We start from the raw sequence: 24,715 nt of genomic DNA on the forward strand, positions 1-24,715 counted from the left end.
CTTTATGCGTTTTCCTCCAGTGTAATGGAATTCAGATCCAGAAGAGAGATCAGTTCCCCATTGTGTTTTCCTACACCTGTAATAAAACTCTTTTTATTCTCACCGGCATTCTGAGACATTTTTTCAATCTCGCTGGTACCGAGAGTGACAACTTCCTTCACTTCGTCCACAATTATGCCGACACTGCCCTGCTGTTCCAGTTTCAGAATGATAATTCTGGTAGCACGGGTCAATTCGTCTGCCTCCAGTCCCATTTTCAGTCGGAGGCTCATTACCGGCAGTACTTCTCCACGCAGATTAATAACACCTTTCAGATATGCGGGTACCTTGGGTACTCTGGTAATGTGCTGCATTCTGACAATGTTGTCTATGTAACGGATATCAATGCCGTACTGCTCATCACCGAGGCGGATCACAATATACTGGAAAAATTCCTCCTCAATTTTACGCTCATCTCCGGCTTTTAACGTATTTTTCATGCTAAGTTCTTCCATAATCGTCATCTCCCTCCTTACAGTAATGCATTTGCATCCAGGATCAGTGCCACTTCACCGTCACCCAAAATCGTTGCACCGCTGATAAATTTACACTGCTTGATATATTTGCCAAGAGATTTGATAACGATCTCCTGCTGACCGATCAGTTCATCGATCACAAGACCTGCCATTTTGTCTCCCTTCTTGACGATTACCACAATCAGATTATCCTCGGTAGATCTGGTACTTTCCACATCCAGTACTTCCGTCAGACGGATCAGGGGAATTACCGTTCCTCTTAAGTTGATCACTTCTTTGTTTTCTACCAGTTTGATATCCTTCGGTGAGATATCTTCGATGGTCTGAATGGATCCCAGGGAGATCGCATATTTTTCTCCACCTACGACTACCATCAGTGCCTGAATGATTGCAAGGGTCAGAGGCAGACGGATCGTCCAGGTACTTCCCTCTCCCCATTTTGATTTCACTTCTACTTCACCGCTTAAGGATTCGATCTTGGACTTCACGACATCCAGTCCCACGCCTCTTCCCGATACATCGGTTACTTTTTCGGAAGTGGAGAAACCGGGCTGGAACAGCAGATTGATAATATCCTTCTCCGACATATTTGCTGCCTGTTCTACGGTTACCAGATTACGTTCGATTGCTTTATTCTTAACAGCTTCCACATCAATACCGTTACCATCATCTCTTACCTCGATGACTACGTTATTGCCATCCTGATAAGCATCCAGGAAAATAGATCCCTGCTCGGGCTTGCCGCGCTGTGCACGAACTTCTGCAGATTCCAGACCGTGGTCAGCGGAATTACGCAGCAGATGCATCAGAGGATCCCCGATCTCATCCACCACGGTACGATCCAGCTCGGTCTCCTCACCGGTCATATACAGTTCCATCTTCTTGTCCAGCTTCTTAGACAGATCACGGATCATTCTGGGGAACTTCACTACAACGCTTTCGATAGGTACCATTCGTACCTTCATTACGGATTCATGCAGATTGGTTGTCACATTTTCCAGATATTCGATCTGCTCATTGAATGCCGTATTGTTGCCATGGTCATTGCTGGAAGCAGCTACCAGAGAGTTTTTGGCAATGATCAGCTCACTTACGAGATTCATCAGAGAATCCAGTTTCTCGATGTCTACACGTACAGTACGGTTGACCACAGGCTTGCTCACCTGTTTTTTCTCCGGAGCTTTAGCAGCCGCAGGCTTCTTCTCTTCTTTTCTCGTTTCAGTCTTTGTCTCGGCTACTTCTTCTTTTTTCTCCTGTGCGGGTTCCTGTGTCTCCTCTTCGGAATGATAATTCTTGGTCTTCTCCAGTTCCAGAACCGCACCGGTCACCTGTGCGATCTCGGATACGCTTTCCGCTGCCTTGATCACATCATCCAGAGAATAATCGGACAAAACGATCAGAGTGAAATCTTTATCGAACTTTTCGTCTTCCACATCCTGTGCGCTGGGTACGGAGACGATGATCTCTCCTTTTTCCTCCACAGCCTTGAACACCAGGAAAGCTCTTGCCGCCTTCAGGATACAGCTGTCCTGTACCACAACATTAATACCGTATACATTTTTGCCCTGTTTCATAGCTTCTTTGATCACGCGGATCTGGCTGTCATCAAACGCAATGCCATTCCATTTTTCCGCACCTGTTCCGGTGCTCTCCGCTGCGGGTGCTGTTGCTTTTTCTTCCTTTGCGGGCTGCTCCTGTCCGGTCTTGTTAGCGTTCAAAATATCATTCAGGGCTTTGATCAGATTTTCATTGTCATTGGTTCCCTCATCGGAGGTCTCCTGGATGTTGTTTTTATACTCATCCAAAGCGTCCAGGCACTGGAACAGTACGTCGATCATTTCCGGTGTCACCTTAATATTGCCGTTACGCACTTCCGAAAATACATTTTCCATATCATGGGTCAGATTCTGCATCCGCTTATAGCCCATGGTTCCCGCCATACCCTTCAGGGAATGTGCCGCACGGAATATTTCATTGATATTATCCATATTCTCGGGATCTGACTCCAGTTCCAGAATCTGTGTATTCAGGTTCTGCAGATGTTCATTTGTTTCATCCAGAAAAATTTCAAGATATTGGCTTACGTCCATCTTTTCCTCCATTCTGCCGATCACAGCATTGCCGGAAACGGCATATATTACTTAATTTACTCCTACATGCAGTATGATTTCCTGGGCGATCTGGTCTAACGGTACCACCTGATCTGCCAGTCCTGCTGCAATAATACTCTTGGGCATTCCAAATACAATGCTTGTCTCCTGATCCTGTGCGATCACGTATGTTTTCCTGGAAGTTCTCAATTTACCGATCCCTTCCGTTCCGTCCGCACCCATTCCGGTCATAACTGCACATACAACCGTATCAAAGCGGCTGTCCTGCAGGGATTCGTACATATAATTGGCACAGGGTCTGACTCCTTCCCTGTAAGGTTCTTCCGATAAATGCAGTGTATGACGTCCGGCCGGTGAGGTTACCACATGGAGGTGCTTTCCTCCCATGGCGATATAGACCCAGCCCTTTTTCAGTTCTTCCCCCTCTGCTGCCTCTTTTACATGAATCTGGCTTAAATTATCCAGTCTCTCTGCAAGAGATGCTGTGAATCCTGCCGGCATATGCTGTACTACCAGTACCGGTGCATCCAGATCGGCCGGTAACAGAGGGATCACCGATTGCAGAGATTTCGGACCTCCCGTGGAGCTTGCAATTGCCACCACTTTGTTGCCGCCCACACTGACCGGGTGATGATTGATGATCTTCATCATCTCCCTGACTGTGCCCTTCTCTTCGGAAATTTTCTTCTCCTCATTGAATGACGGCATTCTGCCGTTAGCCACAACATTCAGTGTCCGTAAAAACTCTCTGCGGAAATTCTCTCCCCGGCAGTCGACTGCACTGTCCGGCTTATGTACGAAATCAAGAGCTCCCAGTTCCAGTGCATCCAGGGTGGTTCTGGCGCCTTCCATAGTGTCGGTACTCGCCATCATCACTCTTGCCGGTATCTTGTATTTTCGCAATTCCTGCAACAGCTGCAGTCCGTTCATCCTCGGCATATTCACATCCAGGACAACCGCGTCATAACTGTTTCTGCTCAACAGATCAAAAGCTTCTAATCCGTCTTTTGCTCTGTCAACTACCTGAAACCTTATGTCTGCATCTATTATATCACAGAGCACTCTTCTCATGAGTGCAGAATCATCTACAACCAATATTTTTTTTGGCATCAGTTCAGTCTCTCCTTTTTACGGCTCTTACGCTCTTCTTCAAATATAAACCGAATAATCTCTTCTCTGGTATTTACGTCCAGATTGTAGTACTGGACTCTGTGTTCAAACATTCCCCTCCGGTTTTCCAGTTCCTTGACTGCCAAAACCTTTCCGACCACATCATATTTTTTTCTTTCCCCATCTTTTAGCAGATGGTAGCTGCACAGGATCAGGCTCCCGGGTTCATATTTCTGAGATGACAGGAAGCGCAATCCGCCACCACTGATATCTACGATCACACTATGCTTTAACGGAAGTCCCGGCTGAAGCTCATAGGGTGAATTTTTCTCCAGTGCCTCGATTTCTTCTTCCTCCAGATTCCGCGCACACATATCCAGTGCACAACTGAACCGATAATATTCTCTCCGCTGATATTTGCGCAGATTGCTGGTCAGTTCCATCACCAGCACATATACATTATTACTTTTGTAACGATCTACGATTCTGGAAAAACACTGATACAGACTATTCTCTTCGAAAAATACCATATCATATTCGCTTTCCACCGGCAGAAGGATCAGTCTGGTCTGTTCCATTGGCATGGAAATCTCCAGTGTATCCTCCGATAGGATCTGCAGTACACGGCTCTGGTAAACCTTTGTCGTATTTTCGGCTCCGGATTCTCCCAATCCATGTTCCAGCGCCCGAAGCTCTACTTTAGAACCTTCTTCCACAAATCTGGACAACATAATTTTGTACCTCTCTTATCTGGACTGTTTTGCAGCTCCGTTTCTGGTCCCTATAATATGGGAGAAAAAAGCTGCCATTCCGCGCCTCGGTTGTTCTTCCTGTGTTTTATCGCACAATTTCTCCGCAATTCTCTGATATGCCTGACTGGATTTTGCTCCCGGATTCTGTATCGACACAGGCACCTGCTGCATTACTGCCTGCACCACCTGGGGATCCTGTGGTACACACCCCAAATATTCCATGGAGGTCTTAAGATATCTGGTAACCACTGCATTCAGCTTATCAAACAGCACCTGGCCTTCTTTTACATTTTCCACTCTGTTTGCCACCATTTTGACCTTAGTATAGGCCTCTTCATATCTCGGATGTCGGTACAACGCCTTTAACAAAGAATAAGAATCCGTAATGGAAGTAGGCTCCGGCGTCGTCACCAGCAGCACCTCGCCGCTCGCCACCAGGAATTCTAATACGCTGTCCGATATTCCGGCTCCTGTGTCCACTATGATCACATCCGTAAGGGCATCCAGCTCGGCCAGATTCTGTATAATGCAGGTAAGAGCATCTTTTCCCAGATTTGACATTCCGGCAATTCCGGATCCTCCGGAGATAAATCCCACTCCCATAGGGCCCTGGGTTATGATGTCACTGATACTTTTTCCTTCGTATACCAGATCACATAAGTTATGCTTTGGCACTGCACCAAACATAATTTCAATATTCGCCAGTCCGAAATCTGCATCTAAAATAACGACCCTTTTTCCCATTTTACGAAATTGAATTGCCAGATTGATAGACATATTGGATTTTCCAACGCCACCTTTTCCGGAGGTGACAGTTATGACTCTTGCAGTCGGTCTTATCTGCTTATTTGCTTTAATAATCCTTAACTGTTCCGCCTGATCCATTTTCCCGCGCCTTTCTGTCTAAGCTTTATTCCTTTCCACCAAGGATCTGTTTTACCGTCTTCTGTGGATTGAATACTTCCATGTCATCCGGAACATTCTGTCCACAGGTCACATAAGCGACCGGTGCACCGGTATAAAGCTTCATATTCAGCAGATTCCCCACTGCCTCCGTTTCATCCAACTTGGTAAAGATCAGCTCATAATCCGCGATCTTACCATAACAGTCTGCAATTCTCTGAAGATCCCTATATTTAGTAGTTGCACTGAGAACCAGAAACACATGATAGTTTCCGGGGTCTTTCAGTGCTCCCACCATTTCCTTCATTTTCTCCAGCTGATCCGCATTCTGATGTGATCTCCCCGCTGTATCTATAAAAATATAATCACAATCCCAATAATCCTTCACTGCAGTCTGCAGTTCTTCCGGGGTATAGATGACCCGGAAAGGTGTCTCCAAAATATTGGCATAGGTTCTTAGCTGTTCTGCGGCCGCAATGCGATAGGTATCTGCGGTTAACAGTGCCACTTTCTTTTTATCCTCCACACAATATTTTCCTGCCAGCTTGGCAATGGTAGTTGTCTTACCCACTCCCGTAGGTCCGATAAATAATACAATCCTCGGTCCGTCCGTAGAGGGCGTAATCCCTTCTGACTTTCCGAATTTCAATACCATCTTCTGATAAATATTAGCCAGCAGATAATCAAAGGGCAGGTCTGCTTTTTTGGTTTTAGAGGCATCTTCCAAAATACTGTTTACGTATTTCTCGTCCATCTCGTTATCCAACATTTTATTATACAACAGCCGGATAAATTTATCCTGTTCCGGATTCTGCTCTTCCTCTTTCTTCTCCGGGGTTTCCGCTTCCGAATCCTTTTTCTCTTTTTCTTCACTGACTGTTTCCCGGTGGGTTCCCGTCTCCTCCCCGGTCGCCTGTCTGCTGTTTAACTGACTCTCCAACAGTGTCTGCAGACTGTCCAGCTTTTTTTCTATATTCTCTGTACTGTTTCTGACAAACAGATTTCTGTTCTCCACCGGTGCATCCGTCGTGTGCGTAATACTTCCATATTGCGGTTTCCGAGGATTTTCCTCCTCCAGTGCAGCAGTGATCTCTATCTGCTTCGGAGACAGAAATGCAAAAAATCCCTTCTTTTTTACTTCCCTTACATTCATGATCACGAGACCGCTTCCAAGTTCTTTTTTCGCAGCTTCTGTAGCTTCTGCTTCCGTTTTCCCCGTGTATTTCTTGATGATCATATTACTCATCACTCCTGCGTCGGTTCACTCTTCCTGTTATGCTGTGACCATTCCCACAGATTGTAATTCTACATTTGATTCCACTTCATTGTAAGATACCACGACCAGATCCGGATAATAGTCTTCCGTCAGTCGTTTGAAATACATTCTCACAATGGGTGATGTCATAATAATTGGGGTTTTTCCCATATTTTCCAGCTTTTTGATCTCTTCACCCACAGCGTTCAGTATCGCCTTGCTTCTGGCTGGATCCAGATTCAGGAAAGCTCCCGTCTCCGTCTGTTTTACGCTGCCCATAATTTCCTGTTCAATCTTCGGATCCAGTGTCAACACACTTGTCGTCTCATGGGAAGGGAAATATTTCGTAGAAATCGCTCTCTTGAGACTCTGTCTTACATATTCCGTAAGGATATCCGTATCCCGCGTCGTTGGCGCATAATCGGCCAGGGTTTCCAGTATTGTCAGCAGATCTCTGATGGATATTCCTTCTTTTAACAGATTCTGCAACACTTTCTGTATTTCACCCAGTCCAAGCAGCTTGGGTACCAGTTCTTCCACGAGGGAAGAATTGTTCTCTTTTACGTTGTTGATCAGGTTCTGGACATCCTGTCTGGTAAGCAGCTCTGCAATATGCTGACGAATGATCTCTGTCAGGTGCGTAGCAATGATCGAGGGAGGATCTACTACTGTATATCCCAGACTCTCCGCACGTTCTCTCTGTCCTTCCGTGATCCAGATCGCCGGCAGGTGGAAAGAAGGCTCAAAGGTAGGGATTCCGGTGATCTCTTCCTCTACATACCCGGGATTCATGGCCATATAATGGTCAAACAGTATCTCTCCCTCACTGACCTGAATTCCCTTGATTTTAATAATATACTGATTCGGGTTCAACTGAATATTATCCCGCAGTCGGATAATAGGTACCACCGTACCAAGTTCCAATGCTATCTGTCTTCGGATCATCACGACACGATCCAGCAGGTCACCACCTTGGTTCACATCCGCCAAAGGGATAATTCCGTAACCGAATTCCAATTCGATCGGATCCACCTGCAGCAGGCTGTTGACATTTTCCGGCTGTCGTATCTCCTCCGCAGCTGCTTCCTCACTGTCTACTTCCTGTTCAATCTTTGCCGTCTCAATCGTGCCCTCAATATTTCTCGCCACAATGATAAATACCAGGCCAAGACCCACGAACAGGATCGTGTTCAGTTGTGTCACAAATCCTAAAACAGCCAGCATTGCCCCTACCAGGTACAGTGCTTTCGGCACACCGAACAGCTGGCTTACCAACGTAGTGCCAAAGTCAGCATCCTTGCTTCCTTTGGTCACAAGAATACCGGTGGAAAGTGAAATCAGCAGAGAAGGGATCTGGCTTACCAGACCGTCACCAATGGTCAGGATCGCATATTTGTTCAGGGCCGCTGTAATATCCATTCCCTGCCTGGTCATTCCCATAATAATACCACCCACGATATTGATCGTGGTGATCAGAAGACCCGCTACCGCATCTCCCTTTACGTATTTTACGGCACCATCCATGGAACCGAAAAAGCTTGCCTCTTCCTGGATCTTCTCTCTGCGTCTCTTGGCTTCCGCATCCGTGATGGCTCCGGTATTCAGATCCGCATCAATTGCCATCTGCTTACCGGGCATTGCATCCAGGGTAAATCTTGCGGTTACTTCAGACACTCGCTCGGAACCTTTATTGATTACCATGAACTGGATCAATATCAGAATAATAAAGATGATAACGCCGATGACCAGGTCGCCGCCGCCTACGAATTCACCGAAGGTCTCCACGACATTACCGGCATTACCATCCCGCAGGATCAGTCTGGTGGAGGAGGTGTTCAGTGCTATTCGGAAAATTGTTGTAAACAACAGCATGGTGGGAAAGAACGACATATCCAGCACTTCCTTGCTGAACATGGTGGCGAACAGAACCGTCAACGCAATGGAAATATTGACAGCCAGCAATATATCCAGAAGCCAGGCCGGAATCGGTACAATAAACATGATAATGGCAGCCATGATATAGATTGCTACACCCACATCCGCTTTTCTCATTTTCATATGTGCCTGACCTCCTTTCTGTCTTTTTTGTAAATTCTTCTTAAGTTATATCTTCCCCTGCAGATGATATACAAATGCCAGCACTTCCGCCACTGCCTGATAAAGCTCCGGAGGGACTGCCTGTCCAACATCCACATTGGCATACAGCATTCTGGCCAGGGGTTTATTCTCTACGATTTCTATCTGATGGTCTCTGGCGATCTCTTTGATCTTAGCCGCCAGATAATCTTCTCCTTTAGCGATCACAATGGGAGCATCCGCCACCTCCGGATCGTATTTTATGGCAACCGCATAATGCGTGGGGTTCGTAATAACGACATCTGCCTGGGGGAGATTCTGCATCATTCTGCGCTGGGAGGCTTCCCGCATTCTCTGCCGGATACGGCCTTTGATCTGCGGATCTCCTTCCTGCTGCTTATATTCTTCTTTTACTTCCTGCTTGGTCATTCTCATGTCCCTGCTGAATTTTACCTTCTGATAGATAAAATCAGCTGCCGCAATGATCATGTAGATCAGTGATATTCTGATTCCGAGATCCGTCACCGTATTCCCGATCAGTCCGATCGCCTGCATCAGATCCAGATCATATAGCTGATACAACAGGGGCCATTTATTCTTCAGATAATTATAGCATATGTAAACGATCAGTCCAATCTTCAGGAGGGATTTGATCAGTTCTACCACTGAGTTGACTGAAAATATTCTCTTAAATCCGGACACCGGACTCATTTTGGAAAACTTCGGCTGCAATGTTTTTCCGGTGGGATGCCATCCTACCTGGACCACATCACTTAAAAAAGCAATCAGGAAACCGATCAGCAGAAGCGGTGCCATGATCACTACGGCTTCCAGCATCATTTTTCGGAATACCAGTGTGGTATCCTGTTGCGGCATATTGCCATGCCAGAACGTTACCACCTCGGGAATCTTCTCATAAATAACCGTAAAAACATTCATGAACTGATATCCCATATTTCCTACCCATAGTTTCAGCACCAGGAACACCGCCAGTAATCCAAGCCCATTAGCAACCTCACGGCTTTTGGCAACCTGTCCTTCTTTTCTGGCATCTGTTAATTTTTTCTCGGTAGCAGGTTCTGTCTTCTCCCCGCCCTGGCCTTCTGCGGCAAAGAATTGCAGATTATATTCTAAGCTCACATCATACCTCCGATAAAAGATACTACCATCTTCTTCATTTCCTGATACACAAAATCCGCTGCCCCTGGCAACATTCCGGCCGTAAGGAACAGGGCAGACAATCCCGCCAGCACCTTCAGCTGAATTCCCACCGCAAACATATTCATCTGCGGTGACACCTTGGCCAGCACACCTAAAATGGCATTTAACAGCAATGTCACACAAAAAATCGGCAATACAATGCGAAAGCCGATCAGAATATAATCATTCATAAATTCTATCATGGAGTTCAGCAGACTGTCCGCATGAAAAGTCACACCGTTTATGGGGATCAGCGTAAAGCTGTCCGCCAGCGCTCCAAACAGATAGCGGTACATTCCGGAAGCGATCAGCATCAACATAAAAGAATACTGATATAACGCACCGGTGATACTGGTACTCTCTCTGGTAGCCGGATCCATCAGGGTTGCCATGGACAGGCCGGTCTCCATATCCGCAATGGATCCGGCGAAATTCACGATCGCCATGCAGATATTCGCGCCGAATCCGATCAGAAGTCCGGCAATTGCCTCTTTCATGACGATCACGGCATACTCCATCACCGTATCAAATACAACCGCATCTGCCGGTGTCAGTGTTTCATACAGCAGGATCGATGTAAAAAAACTGATACCGATCCGGATCCTGGCAGGAGTATCGTTCATTCCAAAATACGGTGCTATGTATACAAAACAGGATACCCTGACAAAAATCAATAAAAAATATTCAAGATCATATATCGAAAACGAAAAATCTATCATGAAGTCATCCCGTCACCTGTGTACATACTGGCTGAAACTCGACCAAAGCTGTACTGTGTATTCTACCATAGTATTCATCATCCAGCTGCCCAGCAGGATCAGCGCCAGGAAGATCGCTATGATTTTAGGTACAAATGTCAATGTCTGTTCCTGAATGGATGTCACCGTCTGAAAAATACTGATGATCAGACCCACGATCAAAGACACCAGAAGTACAGGAAGCGATACCTTGATGATCACATAGAGTGCATTATTAGTCATTTCAGATACTGCATCAATCGTCATAGTAACACCTCACCTTCCGATTAATAGAACGTCTGCACCAGCTGACCTATGATCAGTGCCCATCCATCTGCCAGAACAAACAGCAGTATTTTGAAGGGCATGGAAATCGTCGTAGGCGGCAGCATCATCATACCCATACTCATCAAAGTCGACGCAACTACCATATCGATCACAATGAAAGGAATATAAATCATAAATCCGATCCAGAATGCAGTACGCAATTCACTGATCATAAAACTCGGTACCAGCACGGAATTGGGAATATCCTCCAGGGTTCCATCCCACTCCAGTCCGGCGATATCCATAAAAAGTTCTACGTCCTTTACCTGTGTCTGCGGATACATGAACTCCCGCAAGGGAGCCATGCCTTTTTCCAGTGCTTCACTCTGGTCGATGGTTCCCGCTTCAAACGGCTGGATCGCCTCTTCATTGATTCTCGTAATGGTAGGCTCCATAATAAAAAATGTCAGGATCAATGCCAGACCGATCAGGATCTGATTGGGCGGTGCCGTCTGCGTATTCAATGCCGATCTGGTAAAGTGCAGCACAATGATGATCCTGGTAAAAGAGGTCATCATAATGATAATGGTCGGTGCCAGTGCAATCAGTGTCAGAGTGATCAGAATTCTCAGTGCTCCATTGATCTGACCGTTCCCATTATTATAGGTAATGCTGACCGTATTGGCTGTATTCAACGACCCTACTTCCTCATGGGTAGTCGCCGTTCCGGCAGGATTGATCACTGTGGAGACCTCTGTGTCTCCCGTAAGATGTCTTTCCGAAGCCTGTGCCTTTATCGGTACGCAAATACACAATATGCCCACCGTGACCAGCAGGCATACCATATACGTTGCAATCTTAAATTTATTACTCCAGTTAATGATCTTGTTCTTCATTCTCTTTCTTAGCCGCACGTTTCAATAACTCCCGGAAGCCAGAAGTATTATCTGTTGTTGTCTTGTCCTTCAGCTGCCCGGCAGGAATTTCTCCCAGATTTGTTACGGTATCTTTGCAGACCGCAATCGCAAAATAGCTTTCGCCAATGCGAACCAACTGGATATATTTGTTGTTGGCGATCCGGACGGTCTCCAATACTTCAATATTCCCCGCTGCACCCTGCTGCTTCTGATATCCGGCAATCCATTTTGTCACCAGCGCAGTCACCGCCAGTACCGCCACAAAGATCAGCAACACTGTGATGAATTGCGCATAACTGTCTGTTTTTCCGGTAAGTATGATCATTAACCCACTACCTTTTTCACTGCTTCAATAACACGCTCAGCCTGGAAAGGCTTTACAATGAAGTCCTTGGCTCCGGCCTGAATGGACTCAATAACCATTGCCTGCTGTCCCATAGCGGAACACATAATTACTTTTGCTCCGCCGTCGATCTTTTTGATCTCTTTCAATGCCTGAATTCCATCCATCTCAGGCATAGTGATATCCATAAGTACCAGATCAGGATTTACCTCTTTGAACTTTTCCACTGCCTTCAATCCGTTTTCTGCTTCTCCTGCCACATTATAGCCGTTCTTGGTCAGAATGTCCTTGATCATCATTCTCATAAATGCTGCATCATCACAGATTAAAATATTTTTAGCCATTTAATTTTCCTCCGTTTATTTGGTCTGTTCTCTGCCTACTTTATAATCTCCGTAATTCGTACGCCAAAACTCTCTTCAATTACAACAACTTCTCCCTTGGCTACGAACTTGCCATTCACCAATACGTCGATCGGCTCACCGGCAATACGGTCAAGCTCTATGATCGTTCCCGGAGAGAAGTCCAGAATATCGGATATGGATTTTGTCGTTCTGCCAAGCTCCACCGTTACTTCCAGTGGAACATCTTTGATCAGTCCGATATTCTCCTGTCCGGTAGTGCCCATATTGTCATTCGAAAAGCTCTGGAACTGCGCAGGCTGTACATTCACATTCTGTCCCGGCATTCCCATCATGCCCATCTGGTTCATGCTGTTCATGCCCATGTTGCCCATCTGGTTCATGCTGTTCATGCCCATGTTGCCCATCTGGTTCATGCCGTTCATGCCCATATTGCCCATCTGGTTCATGCCGTTCATTCCCATGTTGCCCATCTGGTTCATGCCGTTCATGCCCATGCTGCCCATCTGGTTCATGCCGTTCATGCCCATGTTGTTCATCTGGTTCATATCATTCATGCCCATGTTACCCATCTGGTTCATGCCATTCATGCCCATGTTACCCATCTGGTTCATGCCGTTCAGATTCGTATTGTTCATCTGCGTCTGATTATCAGTACCCGGTGCAGGAATCTGCGCTGTAGTATCATTCTCCGGCTGTTCAGGCTTTTTCTCTGTCACTTCATCAATGTTAGCCATCTGCGTATTGATAAATGTCTCTACCAGCTTACGGGCAAAATCTATGGGATATAGCTGCATGATAGTGCTGTCCACCAGATCATCAATCTGCATGCGAAAAGAAATCTTTACAAAAGTACCGCCCAAAAATGGAGAAATTTCTTTGCCGTCTTTTACTTCTGTCAGGTCGAACAGGGAAGACTCCGGCGGGCTGATGTCGATCACCGTCTGCAGCAGCGTAGATAGTGAGGTGGCTGCAGCTCCCATCATCTGATTCATTGCCTCGGAGATTGCACTCAGATGCAGCTCTCCCAGTTCTCCTTCTGTATTGGTACCGTCACCGCCCATCATCAGGTCGGTGATCACTTTTACATCATGCTCTTTTAACACCAGAATATTGGTGCCGTCCAACCCCTTTGTATACTTGATCTGAATAAATACGCAGGGCTTCTCGTAACTATCCAGCAAAGTCTTCCATGTGGCCAGTGTAACCACCGGAGTGGTAATATTTACTTTGCGGTTTACCAGTGAATATAATGTAGTGGCGGAAGAACCCATGCTGATATTGGCTACCTCGCCAATCGCATCCTTCTCTACATCGGTCAGTTCCTCTTCGTCTCCGACAGTCGGTGCCACATCTTTCACATATGCATTATCCGTATTTTCAGCCGAGCTGCTGTCCTGAGGTGTCTCCGGCGATGCACCGCTGTCCGCGGTGTCCGACAGATCCATGCCTTGCAGCAGGGCATTTATCTCATCCTGAGATAACATCCCATCCATCGTTACTCCTCCTCTCTGATCACCGATGTGATCTGAACAGCATACGAATCTTTCTCTGTACCCGGTAATGCTGTGAACTTCTTAATATTGCCCACATACACTTCCATATCGGTATCCACTCTGGAATCCAGTCGAATACAATCTCCAACCTGCAGATTCAGAAAATCGCTTACGGAAATTGTGCTCTTGCCCAGCACCGCTTTAATGGGAACATCCACTCTGCGGATCATGGATTCAATGTACTCTTCGTAGTGTTCATCATGGTTCTCCTGCATTGTGGAGAACCAATATTTGGTGTTCAGTTTATCCATCACATCTTCCAGTGTAAAGAAAGGAAGACAGATATTTAACATTCCTTCTACATCCCCAATTTTCATGTTCAGGGTTACAATGGCGATCATATCACTGGGAGCGATCACCTGCGCAAACTGGGGATTCGTCTCTAGCCTGCTTAAGACCGGCGAGATATCAACAACATTTTTCCAGGGTTCCCGTAACAATTGGGTGAACATTACCAATAATTTCTGTAATATTGTCAGTTCAATATCTGAAAATTCCCTGCTTTTTTCCAAAGGCTGTCCGCTGCCTCCCAGCATACGGTCAAGCATGGCATAGCACAGATTGGTTGCTATCTCAATAATGATATTGCCGTTAAGTGGTGCAAAATTAATAATGCCGAGTACCGACGGATTTGATAGTGCATTGGAGAATTCACTGAAAGTAACCGTCTCGGAACTTGCAACCGATACCTGTACGTTTTTACGCAGATATACCGGCAGGTTTGTCGATACCAGTCTGCTGTAATGTTCAAATATAATCTCCAATGTTCTTAAGTGTTCTTTGGAGAATTTGGTGGGACGACTGAAGTCATAATTTTTAACCTGCTTCTCATCCTCACCCTGAATCTGATCCACATCCAGATCTCCATCCGACAATTGTTTCAAGAGATTATCAATTTCGCTTTGTGAAAGTATATCACTCACAGGACCTCACCTCCTGTCATCTTATTTTTGTGGTTCATCAGCCGAATTTCACTCCACTGATTGCAACCTTATAGATGAAGTCGGATTGGAACAGATCCTGCACAGACTTCAGGATTTCCTCTTTCAAACCTTCCATATCCTCTCTGCACTCATCTTCCGTATGTGCGGAAACCGTAGCGGTAATGGCATCCTTGATCAGATTTTCATAGCCGGACAGTGTTTCACTGCTTCCGTAGGTCTTATAATCCTTGCTCTTTTTATTGATAGACAGCGAGACATCAAACATAATATAATCCTGCTTTGCTCCCGCCTCACTCTTCAGCGGGATCGTCATAGAATCCGCAATATTATATACTTCTGTGTCCGTAAGAGGAACATTCGTCGTCCCCTCTGCTCCCGGAACCGTCAGTTCCAGATTCATGGCGGTCGTGATATTATCCACCAGCTGTGCCGTCTTCTTATTCGTTCCCACAATGCTTACCAGCATAACACCGGTCAACGCAATATTCACGATAAGTAGTGCCAGGATCAGCACTGTCATCAGATTTTTCTTCATACTATTCTGCTTCCTTTCCCTGTCTGCCTTAATTTGCCGCAGAAGGATTATATATTCTGATCTCTACCCGTCGATTCTTACTTCTGCCCTCTTCTGTGGAATTGTCCGCCACGGGGGTGCGGTCTCCCATTCCCGCATGCCGGAGATTTGCAGGATTCAGTGAAGTATTATCCACAAGGTAATAAAATACAGATAGTGCACGTGCACTGCTCAGTTCCTCGTTATCAGCGAACCTCGCACTATGTATCGGAACATTATCCGTATGTCCCTCAATTTCAATTACAGAATCACTGCCATATCGTTCCAGGATCACTCCCACTTTGTCCAATACTGTCTTGGACTGTTCCTTCAGGGAATCGCTTCCGGAATCAAATAAAAGAGCTCCCTTCATAGAAAGCTGTACATATTGCGCTGTGAAAGATACATCCACCTGATCCGCCAGGCTGTCCTCATTTACAGCTTCCTGTACCATTTCGGACAGTTCTTCATTGCTTTGAAGATTTTTCTCATTCAGTGCCTCCTGCAGTGCCTCTGTGCTATCATATTTCTCATAATTGTCGGAATCCGTTTCACTGTCCGCATTTCTTCCAGCATTACTGATATACTCATCCAGATCATTCAGCTGGCTGACGCCGTTACTGATCAATATTCCTTCACCTATGGCCGTAGAGCCGGCGTTAAAAATACTAAAAGCACTGTTAGACATTGCCGCAGCCATTTCATCCCATTTGTTGGCATCAATAGATGACATGGAAAACAGCATGACAAAGAAGCACAGAAGCAAATTCATCAGGTCACTGAAAGTGGACATCCATGCCGGTGAACCAGCAGGTGGATCTTCAGGCTTACGTTTTGCCATTAAGCTTCACCCCCCGCTTCTCCTTCTTCATCTGCACTTGTTCTGTCCTTCGGAGGAAGGAATGACTTTAATTTCTCCTCAATGACACGGGGATTTTCACCTGCCTGTATGGACAAAAGTCCCTCGATCATGACTTCCTTCTGCTGCATCTCTATCGCATTATCCGCTTTTAATTTATTGGATACCGGCGTACAGATCCAGTTAGCCAACAGGGATCCGTACAATGTAGTGATCAGTGCAACCGCCATGGCAGGTCCCAGTGTGGACGGATCATCCATATGATACAGCATATCTACCAGACCGATCAGGGTACCGATCATACCCCAGGCAGGACCCATGGCCGCCAGTGTATCCCAGAAGCCAATCGTATCCTTATGTCTACCCTCCACGCTGACCAGTTCCGTCTCCATAATCGCACGTACCAATTCGGGATCGGTTCCATCGACGATCAGAAGAATTCCTTTCTTCAGAAAAGGGTCATCCAGGTCGGTTGCTGCTTCTTCCAACGAAAGCAGGCCTTCCTTACGTGCCACATTGGAAAGCTCTATGATCTTACCGATCATATCCGAAGTATTCAGTGTGGGCGCTTTGAAGATCAGTGTGAAAGATTTCAAACCAGCTATGTAATTCTGCAAACTCACGGACGTGAGGGTACAGGAAAATGCTCCGCCAAAGGTAATGATCGCAGAAGCCGGATCCAAATATTCCCTGAATCCTCCCACACCTGCGGAACTTATGATACCAAATACCAACATGAATAATGCCAGCAATATACCGGCTAAAGAAGCTATATCCACTTAAATCACCTGACATTCTGCTTTTTTATCTTGCAAAAATATCCTTTCTGTATAATATTACAAGATTTTTTATTTCTTGTCTACTTTCTTTTACAATTATTTTCTTTCCGGTGGTCAGTGTCAGCACTGTATCCGGGGTCTCTTCTACCAGTTCGATCAGGTCCGGATTCACCAATACCTTGATTCCATTGATCTTCGTGACTTCGATCATATTACCGTCTCCTATTCTGCCCTGCGGATTTAACAGGATTATTTGTAATGATGTAGTACTTTTTTCCCTTGATGTTTTATATACACAAAAGGGACAGGTTTTTTCCTATCCCTTTATGCAGTCAAATTTTTTTTACGATTTCTTAACGCTTCAGATTGGTCAGTTCCTCAAGCAGTGTATCGGACACGGTAATGATACGGCTATTCGCCTGGAATCCTCTCTGTGTGGTGATCATCTCGGTAAACTCAGACGACAGATCTACGTTACTCATCTCCAGCTGACCGGGGGACATGTATCCGCCGCCTGCAGTGATATCTACGCCGATACCGTCGAATTCACCGGAGTTCAGTGTTGCGGAGTAGAGATTATCGCCCTCCTTCTCCAGACCGGAAGCATTGGCAAAGGCTGCTGTGGCGATCTGTCCGAGCAGCTTAGTCATACCATTGTCATAGCTTGCGTAGATCATGCCATCCTTCTGGATGGATACACCGATCATATCTCCCAGACGGCGTCCGGTTCCCAGTCCGTCCAGGTCTCCGCTGGTAGCGCCAATGGTGGAGGTACCCTTGTTATCGTAGTTGGTACACTCGGACAGATCGATAGTAACATCGGAGAAATTACCACCCAAAGCAGAAAATGCTGCATTAACGTTCAGGTTTGTAGTAGAGCCGCCGACACTTTCCAGTTTACCGGTATCTTTATTAAATACTACAGTAGTTCCTTCAAAGTAACGGCCCTCCATAGTAATCGCACTACCGTCAGCAGGAAGTACATCTGTCGTTTTACCGGCCATCATATTTCCAAGCAGATCCTGTATCGTCAGTTGCTTATCCTTATTTGCAGTACTCGTGATATACAGATTCAGGAATTCATCAGTAGATCCTTCGTATCCATAAGCCTTCGCGATGGCATCCAGCGCTTTCTGCTGTTTCTGTGCCGCTGCATCATCTGCTGGAGTGATCAGACTTCCATCCGCCTTAAAAATATCTGCAAGATTGGCTACTTCCGTAGTACCATCCTTGGTCTTCAACACTTTGCCATCCCACTTGTAGGCATCGGTATTCAATGTTACCTTAGTCTCCATCTTCTGTTGGGATCGATTACCAAATTTCAGTTTTGAAATATCGATTTCCGCTCCGGTGGAATCCAGAATCTTATTCAATTCCATGCTGTACTCATTGGTCTTATCACCGCCGGACTGCTTAAAGGTGAACTTCGCAGTATAACTGTAACCTCTCGCATCGAAGAAGTTCAGGTTTACGGTCTTACCGTTGGCACTGGTCACATCCTTATCGTTCTCATCCAGAATACCGGAAATATTTGCTTTTGTGGTAGCCTCAGGGGGATAGGTCATATTCGCAGCACTCATAATACGCAGTGCAGTTACGGTATCCTGCTTGATGTTGCCTGTGGTCTCATCCACGCCCCAACCCATGACATTGTAACCGGTGCTGGTCATTGCCAGGTTGCCGGCACCATCTACATAGAAAGAGCCGTCTCTGGTGAAGAAATTCTCGGAGCCGTTGCTGACTACGAAGAAGTTGTCTCCGGTGATCATGATATCAAAGGGGTTACCGGTAGACTGCGCGGAACCCTGCGTGGTAATGGCAGTATTGATAGCACCTGCCTTAACGCCCAGACCGATCTGTTTGGCATTGGTACCGCCGACACCGGTGGTGGCGTTGGCCCCGCTGGCCTTCTGTGTGGTCTGGCTCATCAGTTCACTGAAAGTCATGGAACTGGATTTGTAAGCTGTTGTGTTGACGTTGGCAATATTATTACCGATTACGTCCATTCTGGTCTGGTGTGTTTTCAGTCCTGCTACACCAGAATACAATGATCTCATCATAGTGCTTGTTCCTCCTGTGTTCGGAACCGTTCTCTTTCTCTGTCATTCAAAAGAGTGTAACCTCCATTAAGGTCCGGTCTACATAATTACGGCTCCGTTAATATTTGTAAATACATTTTCTTCGGTTTCTCTGCTGTCCATCGCAGTGACTACGGTCTTATTGGGTACATTCACAATAAATGCCAGATCGTCCACGATCACCAGAGAATCCCTGATCCCCTTCTGTCCCGCTTTTTGCGCTCCGTCGTTCAAGCGTTCCAGCTGTGCATCGGTCAATTCAATGCCTCTGTCTGCCAGCCGCACCGTAGCATGTTTGGAAAATTTCAGTTGCTCGTTACTTTTGCTCTGTAAGATTTCCTGAAATGATACCAGATTTTCCTGTGCTGCTTTTACGGTCTTACGACTGTTGTTTAAATACTGATTTGCCAGCTGGTCAATAGACAGAAAACTGTTTTTCTGAATATCCATATTCAAACACTCCTCTGCGTCAGCCGCTTACTTACTGTTCTATGCTTCTTCGGTACCCTCTGTCTTCTCTGTACTCTCGGAATCCTTTTCTTCGGCTTTTTCTTCCGCCTTACGGATCTCCTTCAGTCTCTCGATGTACTTATTCAGACTGGTTACGGTATCTTTGGCCAGGAAGGATTTCTCATAATCACTCATCTTGTTATATTCCTTCTCCAGCTCATCAATGCTCTCACCATCCGTAGAATCAATGCCGTTTACATTAGGAAGCTTGTTCAGCTTTACCGTAAAGTTATATGCCTTGTTATATGCATCCAGATAATTCGCATCCACAATGGAATCCAGATCATCGATGGAGTACTTCTTCTCATTGATGTAGAGGTATGCTTTGTTATTCTCATAGGACACATAATCTACTCTGCCCTGTACCAGCTTGGTCTCTCCGGAGGATGTAGTGGTCTTGATGTAGACCTCCTTACCTACCAGTGAGCTTGCTCTCTGTAAGTCCATGCTGCTGGACATATTCTGCATCTGCTCTACCTGTGAGAACTGTGCATACTGGGATATGTACTCGGTGTTGGATGTGGGTTCCAGAGGATCCTGATACTTCATCTGCGCTACCAGGAGCTGTAAAAATGCTTCCTTGTCCATCCCGCTTTTGCTTGATTTTGTGGATTTTTTTACAGAAGTCTGCGATGCAGTCTCTACGATCTTACCGTTTTCCACGGGTGCAACTAATGCCATTTTCTTTCTCCTTTCTGTTATTTTTTATGCGGTGAAATCCACCGTATTGCCGTTCGCCGACATTATATCCGCTGCGATCCGGTCTTCTTCCGTCTGAGGCTCGTCCTCTGCGAATGCTGTGTTCAGGTTGATTCTGCGGGTGCGTCTTCTGCTTACCCCGGCTCCGCTCTCCTGATCACTCTGATTGCCTCTACCCTGTTCCAGGTTCTGTTCAAACGAATGTGTCTGTACCGTCACTTCAATAGCCTCTACTTTTACGCCCTGTTCCGCGAAGCTTTCCTTCAGCTGAACCATCTGGCTTTCCAGTGCAGCTTTTACGGTTTCATTTTGTGTAATAAAGTTCGCCGTAACCACACCGTTCTTCGATGCTACCTGTACGTGAAGCGTTCCCAGACTTTGCGGATGAAGCTGCATTTCCAGATCGGAGCTGTCCGCCTTTACAGAGACTTTCATGTAATCCATGATCTGGCGCATGATATCCTGTGTATCCGTCGTTTGTGTTCCTTCTGTCTGTGATGCCTGCTGCAATCCGGAGAGGAAATTCTCTTCCTTCAGATTCTGTAACAACAGATTGCCCTGCTGTCCCGCTGTCTGGCTCTCATGTCTGTTCCCCGAGTCTTTTGTTTTCTCTTCCTGTGTATTCTGTACCGGTGCCTGTATTTTCTCCTCCGGTTCCTGCTCCACTGTCGGAAGTTCCACATCACTCTGTGATCTCTCTGCCGCATCTGTGGCATGGTCTTCCACTTCCACCGTGATCACAGGTTCCTCTGTCACTACTTTAGTGACCGCATCCTGCCATTTTTCCGGTGTCAGCTGCAGTTCTTCCTGTGCCTGTCCCGTCAGATCCTTCTGCAGATCCAGGATGCTCTTTACATTTCCATACAGCTCTTCATCGGTAAGTAATGCAAAAGAATCCTCCGCTCCGCTGACCGCCATCAACAATTCGTTCAGCTGTGCCGGATCCATCAGGTCTGTCTCCGTCATGCCAAGTTCATCCATAACTCCCTGCAGCTCTTCTTCACTGACAGAAAAAGTTTCCGTAATCTGTCCGATCAGGTTCTGTACGATGGTTCCCAGGACTTCCTGGACTTTTTCCAGATCTTTGGCATCGCCGTCCTCTGCTTTGACATCTGACTTCTCCTGTGTTCCGGCGAGGTGATCCCGCTGTCTGTCACCGGTCCGTAATGCTTCACCACGTCTGACATCGTTACGTCCGTCGGTCGTGCGTCCACCATTTCCGGTCGTCTGCGCATTGTTCTGGGTCTTATTCCACACTGCCTGGAAACCGGTTCCGGCATTCTGTTTCGCTGCTGTGACCATATCCCGGATCTGTACATTGCCGTCGTTGCCCACACCTTTAATCGTTGTGCCTGCCATGTTCTTTTCTCCCTCCTTTCCCAGGTCCTTTGGCTGCCGGATGGCAGTCTTAACCCTGTAATGATACTACAAATCTTTTATCGGATCTTTCCGCTTTTTTCTTAAGACTCAGGGTCCATAATTTTCGTGATCTTTGCTGCCACTTCAGAATTCATGGCACCCAGGATCTTACCCCTGTCCTCCGCGCTCATCACTTTCAGAATACGGGCCGCCAGATCCAGATTATTAGTCATCTGCTCAAAAATAGCCGCTGCCTGCTTCGGTTTCATTGCAGAATAGGCTGCCGCATAATCCTGTATCTCCTGACTCTCTTCCAACTGCGTCACTACCTGCTTATAAATATATTCGGCAGTAGCGGGATCCATGGATTCATAATATTTTTTATATTCTTCCGCACCCGGTCCCTTATCGGAATAGACTACCTCATCATAGAATTCTTTCTGAATCCGCTGGAATTCCACCTGCTGATTCTCGAATTCCTTAAGTCTCAGCACCTCAGCTTTCAGCTGATCCAGTTCTTCCTCCTTTGCTGCAGATGCCGTCTGCGCCTGCTCCAACTGCAGCTCCAGACTCTTGATCTGATCCACCGCATCCTCTAGACTGGTATAGCCACCGTAGGCACTGCCATCCGTAGTCTCTGTTATGGAGTTAGCCGGAAGAATTTTGTTCAGCACAGGCACATCCTTGAGAATGGGAGTCACCACAGAGCTTCCGAATCCCCCGATATCCAGCTTGATGATCGCGCAGATTACAGCCATCCAGAGTACCACGATCAGTATGGTCGCTCCGAAGGTCAGAAGGCTGTTGCCTTCGCTCCCGTCATCCAGAGCATCTTCCTGTTTTGCGATTTCTTTTGCCCGGCGCTTTGCTTCCTTGCGCTGTGCCTGCTGTTCTTTCTTCAGTTTTTTCTTTTCTTCCGCCAGCTGTTTTCTCTCGTTATCCGTTGTCTGCTCTTCCGGAGTCTTTTCTCTTGCCATTTATGTCCTCCCGTTGTCTCAATCCGCCTGCCGGCTTTTTTTGTCCGTAAGTATAACTGGTCAGTTCATCGATTGCTTTACTTTCCGCATGATTTTCTTCCTGCAGAAAAGCCTCGAATGCTTTTTCTCTGAGGGTTTCATGCATTTTTCTCTCTTTCATGGCTTCTGCCATTCGTTCTCTGGCAGCCTCCACATTTTCTTTTGCTTTATCCACCCGGATGCACTGCGCAGCCACCAGACTGTCCATTTTCAAAAGCGCTTCCTTGTTCTCTTCAATGGCCCGCAGATCCAGTTTCCCCTGCAACAGGCCGCCGGATTCTTCTTCGTATTCCCGTTTTCGCGCCTTCAGGCGTTCCAAATGTTCGATTTCCACATTCAATGCAGTCTGTGCCATACCAAATTCCTGTTTGGCCTGTGTTTCCATTTTTTCTTTGATATTCAGGATGTTCTGCAGGGAATATCTGAACTTTGCCATTTATCTCACTCCTGATTTGCGAACAGGTCTTCCAACATCTGTACCGTCTCTTCAAAGGTAAATTTCTCCTCCGTGCCCTGACACAGGAAGCTGTTCACATCATCGATCTTCGAGATGGCATAGTCAATGTTCGGGTTACTGCCCTTTTTATAAGCGCCGATATTGATCAGATCTTCTGCTTCATTATAGGTAGCCAGTACATTTTTGAGTTTGTTGGCCGCCTGCTTATGCTCTTTGGCTGCGATCTGGCTCATACATCTGGAAATACTCTGTAAAATATCGATAGCAGGGTAATGATTTTTGTGTCCCAGCTTTCTGTCCAGCATAATATGACCGTCCAAAATACTTCTCGCTGTGTCCGTGATGGGTTCGTTGAAATCGTCGCCATCTACCAGGACGGTATACAATCCCGTAATGGATCCCACCGCAGCTCTGCCCGCCCGCTCCAACAGCTTAGGCATTTCCGAGTACACGCTGGGGGGATAGCCTCTGGTCACCGGAGGTTCTCCGCTGGCCAGTCCGATCTCTCGCTGTGCCATGGAAAAACGGGTCAATGAGTCCATCATCAGCAGGACATCCTTTCCCCGGTCTCTGAAATATTCCGCAATAGCAGTGGCCGTCTTGGCAGCCTTGTTCCGCTCCAATGCCGGTCTGTCGGAAGTCGCCACGACTACTACCGATCTGCGCATACCTTCCTCACCTAAGTCTCTCTCTATGAATTCCCGGACCTCTCTGCCGCGCTCACCGATCAGCGCAATGACATTAATATCTGCCTTGGTATTTCTGGCAAACATACCCATCAACGTAGACTTTCCGACACCGGAACCGGCGAAAATACCGATTCTCTGCCCCTTACCAACCGTGATCATACCGTCCACTGCCTTTACCCCCAGGGGTAATACCTGGTCGATAATCGCTCTGGACATAGGGTCCGGCGGTGCCGCCTCTACCGGATATGCCACGCCTGTAATCGTGTCTCCATCAATGGGGATTCCCAGTCCGTTTACCGTCTTGCCCAAAAGCTTCTCACTTACCGTAACTGTCAGGGGGTCTCCCGTATTTTCCACCACACAGCCGAGACCGATGCCATCTACCGAATCGTAGGGCATAAGAAGAGTCTTCTTATCACGAAATCCCACAACCTCAGCCATAATGGGTTTTGCCCCTTCCGTTTCCGGCAGGATTCTGCACAGATCCCCCAGCTTGGAATCCGGACCGGCCGACTCAATCGTCAGACCTACCACATTTACCACTTTTCCCAGTTTCCGGTAAAAGGTCTTATCTGCTAATTTATTATATTTTTCAAAATCTATGTTTTTAATGACCATTTATCAGCCTTCGTAGGATAATAATTTTAATTTCTGACGCAGTTCGGACA

At 46.5% G+C, this 24,715-nt stretch carries 26 protein-coding genes; all 26 read right to left on the reverse strand.

Going from position 1 to position 24,715, the window contains the following annotated elements; translation table 11 throughout:
- Window positions 1–2: 2 nt before the first annotated feature.
- The 26 genes from H9Q77_RS09385 to fliI all read right to left on the reverse strand — a co-directional run bounded on the left by H9Q77_RS09385 (window position 3) and on the right by fliI (window position 24,665).
- Window positions 3–494: a chemotaxis protein CheW gene (locus H9Q77_RS09385; RefSeq protein WP_022153921.1), complete on the reverse strand. Its 492-nt coding sequence runs from the start codon at window positions 492–494 to the stop codon at window positions 3–5.
- 17 nt (window positions 495–511) lie between these two features.
- A complete protein-coding gene (locus H9Q77_RS09390) occupies window positions 512–2,605 on the reverse strand; it encodes a chemotaxis protein CheA (protein ID WP_022153920.1) in 2,094 nt (697 codons plus the stop codon).
- 51 nt (window positions 2,606–2,656) lie between these two features.
- The gene (gene cheB, locus H9Q77_RS09395) at window positions 2,657–3,736 is read right to left on the reverse strand and encodes a chemotaxis-specific protein-glutamate methyltransferase CheB (RefSeq protein ID WP_022153919.1); all 1,080 of its coding nucleotides are present in this window, start codon (window positions 3,734–3,736) and stop codon (window positions 2,657–2,659) included.
- Window positions 3,736–4,467, reverse strand: a complete 732-nt coding sequence (locus H9Q77_RS09400) for a flagellar brake protein (protein ID WP_022153918.1) — start codon at window positions 4,465–4,467, stop codon at window positions 3,736–3,738. The genes cheB and H9Q77_RS09400 overlap by 1 nt, the downstream gene beginning before the upstream one ends.
- Before the next feature lie 15 nt (window positions 4,468–4,482).
- Window positions 4,483–5,373, reverse strand: a complete 891-nt coding sequence (locus tag H9Q77_RS09405) for a MinD/ParA family protein (RefSeq protein ID WP_022153917.1) — start codon at window positions 5,371–5,373, stop codon at window positions 4,483–4,485.
- 25 nt (window positions 5,374–5,398) lie between these two features.
- Window positions 5,399–6,628 (reverse strand): flagellar biosynthesis protein FlhF, encoded by a 1,230-nt coding sequence (flhF, locus tag H9Q77_RS09410; protein ID WP_118692179.1) that lies wholly within the window; start codon window positions 6,626–6,628, stop codon window positions 5,399–5,401.
- A gap of 36 nt (window positions 6,629–6,664) precedes the next feature.
- Complete coding sequence (flhA, locus tag H9Q77_RS09415; RefSeq protein WP_249327151.1) at window positions 6,665–8,698, reverse strand: flagellar biosynthesis protein FlhA; 2,034 nt, start codon at window positions 8,696–8,698, stop codon at window positions 6,665–6,667.
- A 51-nt stretch (window positions 8,699–8,749) separates the two neighbouring features.
- A complete protein-coding gene (gene flhB, locus H9Q77_RS09420; RefSeq protein WP_022153914.1) occupies window positions 8,750–9,862 on the reverse strand; it encodes a flagellar biosynthesis protein FlhB in 1,113 nt (370 codons plus the stop codon).
- A complete protein-coding gene (gene fliR, locus H9Q77_RS09425; protein WP_022153913.1) occupies window positions 9,859–10,641 on the reverse strand; it encodes a flagellar biosynthetic protein FliR in 783 nt (260 codons plus the stop codon). The genes flhB and fliR overlap by 4 nt, the downstream gene beginning before the upstream one ends.
- 12 nt (window positions 10,642–10,653) lie before the next feature.
- Complete coding sequence (fliQ, locus tag H9Q77_RS09430) at window positions 10,654–10,926, reverse strand: flagellar biosynthesis protein FliQ (RefSeq protein WP_249325319.1); 273 nt, start codon at window positions 10,924–10,926, stop codon at window positions 10,654–10,656.
- A 20-nt stretch (window positions 10,927–10,946) separates the two neighbouring features.
- Entirely contained in the window at window positions 10,947–11,822 is an 876-nt protein-coding gene (fliP, locus tag H9Q77_RS09435; RefSeq protein WP_118550922.1) for a flagellar type III secretion system pore protein FliP, read from the reverse strand.
- A complete protein-coding gene (locus H9Q77_RS09440; protein WP_022153910.1) occupies window positions 11,803–12,168 on the reverse strand; it encodes a flagellar biosynthetic protein FliO in 366 nt (121 codons plus the stop codon). The genes fliP and H9Q77_RS09440 overlap by 20 nt, the downstream gene beginning before the upstream one ends.
- Entirely contained in the window at window positions 12,168–12,530 is a 363-nt protein-coding gene (locus tag H9Q77_RS09445; protein WP_022153909.1) for a response regulator, read from the reverse strand. The genes H9Q77_RS09440 and H9Q77_RS09445 overlap by 1 nt, the downstream gene beginning before the upstream one ends.
- A gap of 35 nt (window positions 12,531–12,565) precedes the next feature.
- The gene (fliY, locus tag H9Q77_RS09450) at window positions 12,566–14,044 is read right to left on the reverse strand and encodes a flagellar motor switch phosphatase FliY (RefSeq protein WP_118550921.1); all 1,479 of its coding nucleotides are present in this window, start codon (window positions 14,042–14,044) and stop codon (window positions 12,566–12,568) included.
- A 2-nt stretch (window positions 14,045–14,046) separates the two neighbouring features.
- Window positions 14,047–15,027, reverse strand: coding sequence for a flagellar motor switch protein FliM (gene fliM, locus H9Q77_RS09455; protein WP_022153907.1), 981 nt, complete (start codon window positions 15,025–15,027; stop codon window positions 14,047–14,049).
- A gap of 37 nt (window positions 15,028–15,064) precedes the next feature.
- Window positions 15,065–15,583, reverse strand: a complete 519-nt coding sequence (locus H9Q77_RS09460) for a flagellar basal body-associated FliL family protein (protein WP_022153906.1) — start codon at window positions 15,581–15,583, stop codon at window positions 15,065–15,067.
- 28 nt (window positions 15,584–15,611) lie between these two features.
- Window positions 15,612–16,442 (reverse strand): OmpA/MotB family protein, encoded by an 831-nt coding sequence (locus tag H9Q77_RS09465; protein ID WP_022153905.1) that lies wholly within the window; start codon window positions 16,440–16,442, stop codon window positions 15,612–15,614.
- A complete protein-coding gene (locus H9Q77_RS09470) occupies window positions 16,442–17,239 on the reverse strand; it encodes a motility protein A (RefSeq protein ID WP_022153904.1) in 798 nt (265 codons plus the stop codon). Before H9Q77_RS09470 ends, H9Q77_RS09465 begins: the two co-directional genes overlap by 1 nt.
- Window positions 17,240–17,264: 25 nt before the next feature.
- A complete protein-coding gene (locus H9Q77_RS09475; protein ID WP_118546123.1) occupies window positions 17,265–17,450 on the reverse strand; it encodes a flagellar FlbD family protein in 186 nt (61 codons plus the stop codon).
- A 142-nt stretch (window positions 17,451–17,592) separates the two neighbouring features.
- Window positions 17,593–19,299 (reverse strand): flagellar hook protein FlgE, encoded by a 1,707-nt coding sequence (locus tag H9Q77_RS09480; RefSeq protein ID WP_249325320.1) that lies wholly within the window; start codon window positions 19,297–19,299, stop codon window positions 17,593–17,595.
- A gap of 78 nt (window positions 19,300–19,377) precedes the next feature.
- A complete protein-coding gene (locus H9Q77_RS09485; protein WP_118546119.1) occupies window positions 19,378–19,767 on the reverse strand; it encodes a TIGR02530 family flagellar biosynthesis protein in 390 nt (129 codons plus the stop codon).
- A 39-nt stretch (window positions 19,768–19,806) separates the two neighbouring features.
- Window positions 19,807–20,508, reverse strand: coding sequence for a flagellar hook assembly protein FlgD (locus H9Q77_RS09490; RefSeq protein ID WP_022153900.1), 702 nt, complete (start codon window positions 20,506–20,508; stop codon window positions 19,807–19,809).
- Window positions 20,509–20,532: 24 nt separating this feature from the next.
- A complete protein-coding gene (locus tag H9Q77_RS09495; protein WP_249325322.1) occupies window positions 20,533–21,885 on the reverse strand; it encodes a flagellar hook-length control protein FliK in 1,353 nt (450 codons plus the stop codon).
- Between the two features lie 101 nt (window positions 21,886–21,986).
- Entirely contained in the window at window positions 21,987–22,862 is an 876-nt protein-coding gene (locus tag H9Q77_RS09500; protein ID WP_022153898.1) for a MotE family protein, read from the reverse strand.
- Window positions 22,822–23,337 (reverse strand): flagellar export protein FliJ, encoded by a 516-nt coding sequence (fliJ, locus tag H9Q77_RS09505; RefSeq protein WP_022153897.1) that lies wholly within the window; start codon window positions 23,335–23,337, stop codon window positions 22,822–22,824. Before fliJ ends, H9Q77_RS09500 begins: the two co-directional genes overlap by 41 nt.
- 5 nt (window positions 23,338–23,342) lie before the next feature.
- Window positions 23,343–24,665 carry a flagellar protein export ATPase FliI gene (gene fliI / locus H9Q77_RS09510; RefSeq protein WP_022153896.1) on the reverse strand — a complete coding sequence of 441 codons (1,323 nt, stop codon included), beginning with the start codon at window positions 24,663–24,665 and terminating at the stop codon, window positions 23,343–23,345.
- Window positions 24,666–24,715: the final 50 nt, after the last annotated feature.

It is taken from the genome of Simiaoa sunii (genome assembly GCF_014337175.1).
Lineage (GTDB): Bacteria > Bacillota > Clostridia > Lachnospirales > Lachnospiraceae > Acetatifactor > Acetatifactor intestinalis.